The organism is Pseudoalteromonas sp. NZS100, from assembly GCF_015864815.1.
Classification (GTDB): Bacteria; Pseudomonadota; Gammaproteobacteria; order Enterobacterales; family Alteromonadaceae; genus Pseudoalteromonas; species Pseudoalteromonas distincta.
This window is the reverse complement of sequence record NZ_JADYWM010000001.1, coordinates 359,677-370,529: the sequence shown is the minus strand read 5'-3', so window position 1 is coordinate 370,529 and position 10,853 is coordinate 359,677. Positions and strand designations below refer to the sequence as shown.

Below are 10,853 nucleotides of genomic sequence, written 5' to 3'. Positions count from 1 at the left end.
TTTTTCACCCAAATTTGTATGCTTATTAGCATAACATTTCTTTCTTAATGGGTGGCCAAATTAACTATGCCACTACAGTCTCCTATTCAGCGTCAACTATTCAGAATTGCCGATCGGGATGCAATTAACTTCTTAACACAGAATCCTTATCGTTTGTTTTCATTAGGTATGCGATTTTTGAAAGTTGATGAAATTGCTCAAAAGCACTTCGGTATCAAACAATATGATGTAATTAGGCTAGTAGCAATCGTTGAACAAGCTTTGAGGCTATGGAGTGACAAAGGAAATACCGTCGCTGATTGGCAAGACATAGAACCTAGCATTAAAAAACTTTTGAACAATGACCCTCGCTTAGTTTCAAAAGCATCTGAGTTAGATGGTGATATTTTAGGGTTTGTTAAGCAAGAAGGTAAATATTATGTTTCTGGCAATTACATATTCGAGAAAACCATAGCAAAACGATTCAACAAACTTCGTCAATCTAATGAAGCTTGGCGAATTGATTTGGAAGAGGCTTATTCTGCTGCAATACCAGATGGCTGGAAATTAGAAATGGAGCAAGAGCGAGCTGTAAGAACAGCATTACTCAGTAAAATATTTACACTTACTGGTGGTGCAGGTACAGGTAAGACATTTACCACGAAGCTTATTGTTGATTCCTACCAGAGGCTCGGCTTTACAATATATCCGGTTGCTTTATCAGGAAAAGCTGCGCGTAGACTTCAACAATCAATAGGCATTGAAACAATGACTATTGCGCGGTTGTTGCGGGAAACAAACATTAATGAAAAGAATAACGTTTTGCTTGTGGACGAAGCTTCAATGCTGGATGCATATACCATGTGGCGGCTAGTTACTCTGTTTTCTGATGAAACACGGATCTTGCTGGTTGGTGACCCTTATCAACTCCCGCCAATTAGTGCGGGTTTCATTTTAAATGATTCCATTAATAGTGGAGTGATTAACCATGTGGAACTTGATGTCGTGAGACGACAGGGAAAAGAAAGTAGTGTACCAGCTTACTCAAAGGCTATACGGCACGGCATGATGCCTGAATCATTAAATACCGCTGAGATAGTATTCCAAGAATCAACTGATGAGCTTTTACAAGATGCTGTAACGGCTTACTCAGGGTATGGCAATGCTATGATAATAGCTCCGACTAATTCTACGGTAAGAAAGGCAAACATAAAGTTGCAAGCTGCTGTGAACCCTAATGGAAAGGTCCTTGATCTAACAGATATGCCTATTACAAAAGGCAGTTATGGCTTTAAAGAAGGCGATCCCATTGTTATTACCAAAGCCAGTTATAAATATGATGTTCAAAATGGTACGTTGGGGGTTATTAAAAGTGCGGTAGCAACTGACAAATACGCTTGTATTGTTGAACTGGAAGATTTTGATGGAAATGGTAGCAAACGGCTATTAGAGATAGACTGGCAATTGTTTGAGTATATCGACCTTGCCTACTGCTTAACATTACATAAATTACAGGGTTCACAAGCACCGAACGTTATTGTGCTTCTTGAACGAGGTATATTACTTGATCGCAGTTGGCTTTATACAGCAGTGACACGAGCGGAAAATAAAGTACATATCATTGGGAAAGAAGCAGATTTTCGATATGCAGTTAACAAACAAGGCGCAGTTGATACTCGTAAAACAGCTTTAGCTGAAATGTTGAAAATTTAAACTTTCATAAAAATGAGAAAACATAGCTTTAGCTGATAAAAGAATTAGTACAGCACATGGGAACTTGAAAAGTTTTCTGATAATGATTTGGCAGTAATGATATGGGATATAAAACTGCTTTTGATTAGTGATTAAACCGAATAGCCTGTAAAATTAAGAATATCGTTTATTTTAACCAACTATATTTTTGATGAACTCAATAGGAGAATAGCTTGCTTATTACGCTTCCGGATTACCAAAGAATATATAGTATTGCACATGCTGTTTTAAAAAGTGAAAACTCTGATACGAATAAGTCATGCTTATTTTATAACTATTGTGGTGCTTACATTCTTAATAAACATTATAAAATAAATGCAAAAGTTCATTCCGGTTTTGCTGCTTATCATCTTGGAGTGGAAGATATTTTAGGCTTCGGTTCAATTGTAGATGGAAAGTTGAAATCATCTGAAGATGAGTTTCATTCATGGATTGAGGCTGATGGTTGGTTAATTGATTTTATGGCTCCAGAGTTTCCAAATATAATGCTTTCTCAAGGGGGGATTTCTTCAATCCCAAGAAAAATGGTACAAAGTAAACTCGCTAATATGGCCGATGGGCCAGAAAATCTAAAAAAATCTGGTGATTTCCTAATTATCTCTGATGTAGAAGTAACTCAATCATTAGCTAACCATCTTGAATCAAGACCAGCATTCATCGACTTAATTGATATATGCAATCAATGGTTTAATAGAAAGCCTAGTAAAATGCAAAAATCTATTTCTATCAGTAATGGTAAAGGGCAATTAAACCAAGTTAGTTTAAGTGGTATTAAGCCAATTGTTGGTCGTTGGTGATTATCACATTAAGTACTTTAAACAGAATGTCAACATTTGGTCTAGGTAATAGTTCTCACTGTCTGCACATAATACAGACTTCGTAAACACTGGTTTTTAGTAAGCTATCATGCTTTAGATTAGAAATTATCGAAGATGGTTATTCTCGATTTTTTCTCAGTATATGAATTCTCTTTAGATGAGCGAAGTTCAATTCATTGTAGTGGTCAACTAAAGTTATACTAAATAAACTATGCGACTACAGTACTATCTATCAGTCATTAGCTAAGCACCATTCGTAGTTGCTCAAGTTTCGATTTGCATCAGAAATTGTTCACGCGCTACGTTTTACCTGTAGTGAACAACGAAAAAGTTTTCAATGTGTTTAAAAGGTTGGGACTTAGCTTTCTCTTCCCTTCCTATAGTTATTTATTTTCGCTTACAGGACTTTCCATACTCTAAGGTTCCGAAAGTACAGAAGTATTTTTATGTTTATCTCAAGTTTTAGAAAAAAGCTGCTATCATCCTTTTAAGCTTATTGTAGCCTTACTTTGAAATTAACAGACATCATACAAGGAGATGTACAAATGGATATCATGACACAGCTTACCTCTGAAAATGGAGTGTTCACTATAATCGGAGCTCTAATTGGTTATGTGCTAAATAATTTACATACCATGTCAAAAATTCGCAAAGTCAATGCAGAGTGTAAAAAGCTACTTGCTCAAACTAGATCGCTGGAGGAAAAAAGCGCCCTAGAACGTGAGAACTGGGATGAGGCAAATGCTGCTATGTTTACCGCTCATTCAAAGATAACTCCAGCGAGAAAGACAGGTAAGTCAATAAGCAATCAGTTTGAAAGACTTGATGATGACTCGTTTTTTAATGCAAGGGTACTTATCACTAATTTAGGTCATAAACGAATCATATTAGAAGGAGTTAAATTCGTTGGTCAGGAGAAGTTTGTTGATGGTGGTTATGGCGCATCAAAACAAAATTTAGAAATGATCGAGAAAGAAATGCTCACTGGGGGTGAAGTGCATATAGAGCCGGGGGACACTAAAAAGTTTGACTTTGACTACTGTATCGGTAAGCGATTCAATGACAGGATGGGAGTGGATTGTTTCGTAAAAGCTCGAGTCGGCAATAGACTACCCATTGAGAAAAAGTTTTCCGAAGACCTAGTATACATTTACTGATGGTTTCGTGGCTTTTTAAATGAATTGTTCATCTGTTGAACTAAATTATAACTCATAAACTACTATGGGCAAGTCTATCTTGAGCTAACCTAGTCTTTAAGAGTGCTATAAGAGAACGCAATTCGTAATTGATATATTAAGCAGGAAATGTTTATTTTTAGCCTTTTTCAGTAAAAACACCTGTATTAATAAACATTTTTTTGTTTTTATGTATAAATAACATTGGGGTCAATTTCGTTATTTGTTGTAATATATGTGTTTTTATCTGTACTGCCCCTGTTTTTATTTTTTTTGTCTTGGATAACCCTTCTAGTTTTCCAACTTTTACAGTGTAAAGATAATTAGATTCTTTACACTTTTTACTCTAAACCCAGTATTCGTACTGGGTTTTTTTATGCGTATTGCGCTGTGATGATAATCAAAAAACTATCAATATAAGACCTCATTAGGCTGTAAAGTGAAATAGTATTGTTGGTAATGTTAAATTACAGTAAATTTTATCTTGTATTTAATTGATATATATATCGTTAACACTTACCATTAAACTACTTTCCCCTGATTACACAATGAGAAACATGAAAACTAATATCTTATTTTTATTTCTTGTTTTTCAATTCTTGAGCCCTAGTTCACACGCTCAAACTCCTTCAAATGTTACTCATATTTTATTTATAAATTCAACAAATCAAGATATGCCTTGGTATAAAAGTGTTGAGCTTGGACTGCGTACAGAGCTTACAAAACGTTCTTTTAGTTATGAACTATTTGTCGAAAATATGGATGTAAATCGCTTTGATGAAGTTAATCAAAAACAGTTAATGAAAGACTACCTCAAACAAAAATATAAAAATAAGCACATCGATATCATCGTTACTCAGTCGCCATCTGCAGCGACGTTACTATCTCAATTAGATGATTTTTTTATAAATGCTCCACGAATATACTTAGAGCCAGGCGCCCAGTTTAATCTACCAAAAAAGACCAGCGGAGCTGTGATCCAAGCTAAATTAGATTATGCGCAAGCAACAGCAAATGCTGTTAATTTAATGAAGCCTAAAAAATTGATCGTGATTTTAGATACAAAAAACGATATTGGTATGAGCTTTCATCGAGGACTATTTTCGGTTATTAACCGTGATTTTTCGTATTTAAATGTAGAAAAGTGGTTTGATCTTCCATTACCAGAATTACTCACCAGAGTAAGAAATGCCCCAGCAGATTCAATTATTTTATTTACCCCCATTTTTAGGCGTTACGATAATAAATCACTTAGCCCTTATCAGCTAGTAGAGCGATTAACTGAAGAAAGTCCGGCGCCAGTGTTTAGCTATTGGGAAGTACTATTAGGCTCGGGTGTTGTTGGTGGGTATGTTCTGTCGGGTGAAAAAATAGGTAAACGTATTGCCGATTCAATAGTTTTTTATAATGAAAATAAAGCTTTAAATGAAATTAGTGGTGAAGGGCTTAGTACATACTCATATGATTGGCGACAATTAAGTAAGTTTAATATTGCTCCGCAGAGCTTGCCAGAAGAGTCAATTATCTCTTATTACGAGCCAACTTACTTTGAGAAAAATAAAATATTAATTTACAGCGCTACTGCAATTATTTTTATTCTTAGCAGTTTTTTAGTTTTTGTTTTGTTTTTAAACCAACGCCGTATTCAACTTTTAAAAGAGCTTGATGAAGAAAAGCAAAGATTAGAGTCGCGCGTTAAAGAGCGCACTGAAGAGCTTTTGCACGCCAAGGAGGAAGCAGAGCATCTGACATCCGCTAAGTCTGAGTTTTTAGCAAATATGAGTCATGAAATTAGAACCCCTATGAGTGGGATTATTGGTTTGACTAATATTTTGCTCGAAAAAGGTTTACCTGGTGAGTATGAGCATTATTTAGATAAAATTAAATATTCCTCAGATCAACTTCTTGTGGTTATTAACGATATTTTAGACTTTTCAAAAATTGAGTCTGGAAACATTAATCTTGAAGAATTTCCTTTTTCTGTAAATTCGATTGTTGATTACATCAAAGCAACCTTCAATGAATTGGCCCAAAGTAAAGGGGTCACATTTGATATTGTCATTGATGAGGCAGTTAAACTGGACTTAATCGGCGATGTAGTGCGAATAAATCAGGTGCTGTTAAATTTATGCTCTAACGCAATTAAATTCACCCCTCACGGCACTGTATCGGTTTTAATTGAGTCAAGAAAGTTATTAGACGATCCGCAAAGTGTTTGCTTATATTTTACAGTTAAAGACTCAGGTATTGGCATCGCTGAGGATAATCTTAGTAATTTATTTGAATCATTTACTCAGGCAGATAGTTCTACAACTAGGAAGTTTGGTGGTACAGGGTTAGGTTTAACAATTAGTAAGCGTTTATGCCAATTGATGGGTGGTGATATAACAGTACACAGCACTCAAGGTGTGGGTAGTGAGTTTGTAGCTTCGGTGGAAGTTAAATTGAACAACCAAGCGTTGATTGATGATACGCCTAACCTAATCTTTACTGATCCGTTTGATGTATTAATTATAGATGATAATGAAGAGGACCTTAAAGTAATTGAAAATCAGCTTACAGCTATGGGTCTAGCATGTACTGCGTGCTCGTCTGCTAAGCAAGCTATTGATATTATTGAACAGAATAAAGAAAAATTTAAAGTCATTATTGTCGATTGGATAATGCCAGCGATGAGTAGTGAAACATTTTTAACGCGTATTTATAATATTAATCCCCAGCTTTGCAATAATATAATTGTACTTACAAGGGATCATGAGGTTTTACTTAATGATGTGGCTAACAAAATAAATATAAACACAATTTTGCAAAAACCTGTTTATTCGAGTGTCTTGTATGAGGAGGTTAAAAGTAGAGTAGTCGGTTCTTTTAATGAAGTGCCTAAAGTAAATACTGTGAGTGAACAGTCGCTGGCGGGTATTAAAGTATTAGTTGTGGAAGATAACTCAATCAATCGACTCATAGTTACCAACATACTAGAAAATAGCGGCGCTCAGGTTTACTTAGTTGATAATGGATTAGAGTGCATCCAAACAGTAAAATTAGAGCCGTTTGATATAATTTTAATGGATATTCATATGCCTATCATGGACGGTGTTGAGGCGACTCAAATTATTCGTAATGATAGTGATGAAACTATCGCAAATATTCCAATAATTGCCTTAACAGCCAATGTTATGAAAGATGATATTACACGATACTTATCCATTGGCATGAATGCTCATGTTGCAAAACCCATTAAAACACAAAAACTACGTGAAACTATAATTCGCTGTTTAAATAAATAGTTGCGCTATACATATAATTTAATATTTTTATCAAATACCTACCGCAATCCCTTCCATTGGCTTGAGCCGATTTGTTAATAACTCAAAAAAATTTATAAAATAGAATTTGACTCACGTGTGTATGTATGTGAAATTCCATATATTCGATTTTTCGTATGTTAACTTAGTAAAGGTTGAGTTATAAATGTCAGAAGTTAATGGGTTACCAAATACAAATAAAACACATAGCGTTGTTCCACACACTAAAAATTTTAACGTTAGTTTTTCTGAGCACAAACCTAAAATTTTATTGTTATATGGATCATTAAGAGCGCGTTCTTATAGCAAGTTGGTAATAGAGGAGAGTGCACGTTTATTAACGTATTTTGGTGCTGAGGTTAAAATTTTTAATCCTGAAGGTTTACCTCAAACCGATAGTGAAGATGAATCACACCCTAAAGTACAAGAGTTACGAGGTTTAATGCTTTGGTCAGAAGGGCAAGTATGGTGCTCTCCAGAACGTCATGGCTCAATGACGAGTATATTCAAAAACCAAATTGATTGGATACCACTTAATTTAGGTGGTGTAAGGCCAACGCAAGGTAAAACACTCGCAGTGCTGCAAGTTTGTGGTGGTTCGCAATCATTTAATGTAGTGAATCAGCTGCGTGTATTGGGGCGTTGGATGCGTATGGTAACAATACCAAATCAGTCCTCAGTGCCACAAGCTCATTTAGAATTTGAAGAAAATGGGCGCATGAAACCCTCTCCACTTTATAATCGGATTGTTGATGTTATGGAGGAGTTGATAAAATTTACTTTGTTATTACGAGATCAAAAAGATTACTTTGTAGATCGTTATTCTGAACGTGTGGAATCTGCAGAAGAACTTAGCCAACGCGTTAATCAAAGCTCTATTTAGGACAGAACAATGGGATTATTTGAACGTTATCTTTCTGTGTGGGTAGCCTTAGCTATTACTGTTGGTATTGTAGCTGGTTCTATAATGCCAGGTGCATTTAGCTTAATTGCTGGTTTTGAATATGCACATGTAAATATTGTAATCGCAGTACTTATTTGGTTGATGATTTACCCAATGATGGTGCAAATTGATTTTTCATCAATTAAAAATGTAGGTAAAAAACCAAAAGGGTTAGTGCTCACTATCGTTATTAATTGGCTTATAAAACCCTTTACTATGGCGCTACTAGGCTGGTTATTTTTTAAGGGTATTTTTGCCGATTTTGTTGACCCACAAACAGCTACAGAATATATAGCTGGTATGATTTTGTTGGGTGTTGCGCCTTGTACCGCTATGGTGTTTGTGTGGAGTCAATTGACAAAAGGCGATGCTAATTACACCTTAGTGCAGGTATCAATAAATGACATAATTATGATTTTTGCCTTCGCACCCATTGCAGGGCTATTACTTGGCGTGACTGATATTACTGTACCTTGGGATACACTGTTATTATCGGTGGTATTGTATGTACTTATCCCACTAGTAGCCGGTGCTGTTACCCGTAAAAAGCTTGATAAAGAAGATGACCATACGTGTTTAAATAACTTTTTAAAGGTAATGAAACCTTATTCTATTATTGGCTTACTCGCGACAGTAGCGCTATTGTTTGGTTTCCAATCGCAGACATTAATAGAAAAACCAGAGGCAATAGTTCTTATTGCAATCCCGCTTTTAATTCAAACTTACGGTATTTTTGCGATTGCTTATATTGCAGCTAAAAAAATGGGGCTTGCACATAACATAGCGGCGCCTGCATGCATGATTGCCACTTCAAACTTTTTTGAGCTAGCTGTTGCGGTTGCTATTTCATTATTTGGTTTACATTCTGGGGCTGCACTTGCCACTGTGGTGGGGGTGTTGGTAGAGGTCCCTGTAATGCTAAGCTTGGTATACTTTGCAAATAAAACACGCCATTGGTTTAATTAAGGCGGTATGCAGCATAATCTCTGCTGGCATACTTTTTAAAATGATCTGTCGATGGCTTTCATCTATTTACAGAATAAAGGGCATAGCTGTTTATTTTTGTAAGCTCTCGTTTATCTGAGTGTTTTTTGTTTAGTGCTATTAATAAACGTTTAAACTTAGTTTGCAGCCTTGTGCTTCTATAGATATTGAACAACACTTTAGTTATTAATATAACGAGTGGCAGGCTATGCAAAAGAGTAAACTCTGGCTTTTAAAGTACTTCAAAGGTATCTCTTTTGTTTTGTTTTTGGTGATACTTATTAGTTTTAATTTCATTTTAAATGATGCATTACATCAAAAAGCACATGTTTCTGGGCAGCAGTTTGTTAAACGCGTTTATGAATTAAATTTATCTCCCTCTATAAATAATGAAGTGTTGGTCGCATTAGCTAAAAATGAAGGCTTTAAGTTGGAGGTGCAAAATTCTTCAGATCACTTTAGGAACTTAGTAAATTTAGAACGCGAAGTTTTTACTTTTAAAACGTTAAGTTTGAGCCTTTATCACTATCCAGTGTGGGTAACACAAAGCTACTTATTTATATTTTTAAATCTGATTATATTAGGCGCTGCTAATTGGTCTTATCGCTGGTGGAGCCTGTTAAAAGTAAACCGTAAAGTAATGCTTAAAAATACAGTTATAAAGCCGACTAAAATTATTCAACAAAGGCATAAAAATACTCAACTAATCGAACAGGCAAAAAAATGTGATTTAAGTTCTTTGTATGGAGTTAATACTGCATCACATAACTTATTTTTACTTATTGAGTGTGATTGTAGCTTTGATAAAAAAACGGATATAGAAGCCAATTTTAAAGTCTTAATTACTAAAAAATTAGCCGAACTTAAAGGTGTGTCGGTAAAAATACTAAACTCTAATTACTTAGCGGTTACCTTACCAAACATTTCTATTAGCGAGTTGAATAGCTACGTTGAAAAGCTTCATAAAAATGTGTTTTTAATATGTCAAAATCATCAAAAAAATATTACTCATAAAAATATTAAAATAGGTGCGTGTGATTATCAATTAGGCGCTGATCAAGTGGCGGTTTATAAGCTAGCAAAATCAGCACTCGCGCTATCACAAAGCAGCCTATTACAGCATTGCCATCGTTTAACGTTAAATCACAGCCAAGAAAAACACCTCTCTAGCAAGCAGGTTATAGAAAACATTAAAAAGAATAAGTTTATATTATTCTTTCAGCCTGTATTTGAACTCTCTAGTGGAGATATCCTGCAGCATGAAGCTCTTATTCGGGTGAGGCATAGCCAACTTGGTTTACTGGCCGCTCGTTATTTTATTAAACAGGTTTATAGTGATCAAGACGCTTTAATATTAGATAAAGCTGTAATAACACAAGTCAAAAAGCTAATGCTCAGTGAGTCTTCGGCTTTAACAGTTAGTGTAAATTTACACCCTAAAAATTGGTTTAATACTGTATTTTGGGAGTGGTTAGCCAGTCAAATGGCAGAGCTTAAGTTAAATACTAAATTACAATTTGAAATAAGTGAGGCAGAATTTTTTACTCATAGAGAGTCGATAACTAATGCACTTAATGTTATTAAAAAAGGGCATTCACACATTGTGATTGATAATGTAAAAAGCAGTGAGAAAGTAGCCATGCTAGTTGATTATAACCAAGTATGTGGGCTTAAGTTATCTTACGAACTGGTTCATTTATTAAATGAAAAAATTCAAAATCAAAAGAAAATAAAAAAGATAGTCGAAGCCGCTAGTCTTTTAAATCTACCCGTATACGCGGTGGGCGTAGAGACTCAAAAAGAGCTACTTACGCTTACCAAATTGGGAGTGGTAGGAGCTCAAGGTTTTTACTTTTCAGAGCCGCTTCAAGAGTTTACGCAAGCGGTATTTAATTAA

Annotated in this window: 7 protein-coding genes; all 7 read left to right on the top strand. The window is 35.2% G+C overall.

Annotated features, from left to right (window positions below):
• Positions 1 to 66: 66 nt before the first annotated feature.
• The 7 genes from I6E69_RS01700 (at position 67) to I6E69_RS01670 (ending at position 10,853) form a co-directional block, all read left to right on the top strand.
• Complete coding sequence (locus I6E69_RS01700; protein ID WP_197120462.1) at positions 67 to 1,692, top strand: ATP-dependent RecD-like DNA helicase; 1,626 nt, start codon at positions 67 to 69, stop codon at positions 1,690 to 1,692.
• 212 nt (positions 1,693 to 1,904) lie between these two features.
• On the top strand, positions 1,905 to 2,528 hold the full coding sequence (locus I6E69_RS01695) for a DUF2026 family protein (protein ID WP_197120461.1): 624 nt from the start codon (positions 1,905 to 1,907) through the stop codon (positions 2,526 to 2,528).
• A 566-nt stretch (positions 2,529 to 3,094) separates the two neighbouring features.
• On the top strand, positions 3,095 to 3,706 hold the full coding sequence (locus tag I6E69_RS01690) for a hypothetical protein (protein ID WP_197120460.1): 612 nt from the start codon (positions 3,095 to 3,097) through the stop codon (positions 3,704 to 3,706).
• A gap of 575 nt (positions 3,707 to 4,281) precedes the next feature.
• A complete protein-coding gene (locus I6E69_RS01685) occupies positions 4,282 to 7,011 on the top strand; it encodes a response regulator (protein ID WP_197120459.1) in 2,730 nt (909 codons plus the stop codon).
• Between the two features lie 184 nt (positions 7,012 to 7,195).
• Positions 7,196 to 7,912 (top strand): arsenical resistance protein ArsH, encoded by a 717-nt coding sequence (arsH, locus tag I6E69_RS01680; RefSeq protein WP_197120458.1) that lies wholly within the window; start codon positions 7,196 to 7,198, stop codon positions 7,910 to 7,912.
• A 9-nt stretch (positions 7,913 to 7,921) separates the two neighbouring features.
• The gene (gene arsB, locus I6E69_RS01675) at positions 7,922 to 8,938 is read left to right on the top strand and encodes an ACR3 family arsenite efflux transporter (RefSeq protein WP_197120457.1); all 1,017 of its coding nucleotides are present in this window, start codon (positions 7,922 to 7,924) and stop codon (positions 8,936 to 8,938) included.
• Positions 8,939 to 9,227: 289 nt separating this feature from the next.
• Positions 9,228 to 10,853 carry an EAL domain-containing protein gene (locus tag I6E69_RS01670; protein WP_331459120.1) on the top strand — a complete coding sequence of 542 codons (1,626 nt, stop codon included), beginning with the start codon at positions 9,228 to 9,230 and terminating at the stop codon, positions 10,851 to 10,853.

What these genes read in the sequence shown, in the direction of transcription:
- I6E69_RS01690 (WP_197120460.1), top strand. Translation starts at nt 3,095, where the DNA reads ATGGATATCATGACACAGCTTACCTCTGAAAATGGAGTGTTCACTATA.
- arsH (WP_197120458.1), top strand. Translation starts at nt 7,196, where the DNA reads ATGTCAGAAGTTAATGGGTTACCAAATACAAATAAAACACATAGCGTT.
- arsB (WP_197120457.1), top strand. Translation starts at nt 7,922, where the DNA reads ATGGGATTATTTGAACGTTATCTTTCTGTGTGGGTAGCCTTAGCTATT.
- I6E69_RS01700 (WP_197120462.1), top strand. Translation starts at nt 67, where the DNA reads ATGCCACTACAGTCTCCTATTCAGCGTCAACTATTCAGAATTGCCGAT.
- I6E69_RS01685 (WP_197120459.1), top strand. Translation starts at nt 4,282, where the DNA reads ATGAAAACTAATATCTTATTTTTATTTCTTGTTTTTCAATTCTTGAGC.